At 38.6% G+C, this 823-nt stretch carries 1 protein-coding gene; it reads right to left on the bottom strand.

The features are described from left to right. The coding region (locus A9Y75_RS25830; RefSeq protein WP_143046518.1) for a hypothetical protein at positions 1-488 on the bottom strand (488 nt) is incomplete at its 3' end. Positions 489-823 lie beyond the last annotated feature (335 nt).

The following is an 823-nucleotide window of genomic DNA, read 5'->3' as shown; positions in this document are numbered from 1 at the left end:
AGGGTTTTTGCTGCTAGACGTTTTTTAGCTTTTCTCATCAACCCTAGAGCAAATAGAGAACCGACTGTAGGGATGGTTGCACCTCCGGGAATGTCGAAGGGTACGGGAGTGGCATTGAACACTCCAGTCCCAATAATATCTTCTAAACCCTCTTGCCATATACTTGTTAGACCCCCAGAAAAATATATTGCAAAGGTATCACTTGCAGTAGAGAACCCCACGCCACGCCCTGTAAGAGGAAATAAGTTATCCACACCGGCTCCCCCAATTATAGTACCGATAGGTAACAACCCAGTTATGGCAGTACCACCCACTGTACCAGTAAAACTTGTTATTGTTCCACCAGTCTGATCGAATGTTCCACTAGTGTTTGATAAACCCGTGTAATTCCAGTTATACGTTAAAGCTTGCGCTGGAGATGCACTACTAATGACAATACCAGCAACAGCACCACCAACCACTAATGGCAAAATCCGAGATAATTTCATCACTGTTTCCCTTTTTTCTTGTTTGCAAATAACATCAACCGCACAAAACAACCAGTGATTCAAAGTTGAGAAAAAAAATTGAACACCTGAGCATTTAGATACTAACTAGATTGTAAAAAAAACAACAAAGTTGTCTAGTATCTTTACTGAAGTTTTATATGAGTATTTATTATGTTTCGTTATATTTCACGTCACTGCACAGTAGCAGAACTTGTGCAAGCAATTTTTTTGTGGTAAGTAAATTTACGGTTATTAAGAACTGGCTGATTTAATAGTCAGTTAATAGAGTGCATCAGACTACAAGAATCTATCAAATAAACAGATTCTTAAATATC

Source organism: Trichormus sp. NMC-1 (genome assembly GCF_001858025.1).
Classification (GTDB): Bacteria; Cyanobacteriota; Cyanobacteriia; order Cyanobacteriales; family Nostocaceae; genus Anabaena.
Note: the sequence above shows the minus strand (reverse complement) of the source record. Positions and strands in the feature narration are given on the sequence as shown.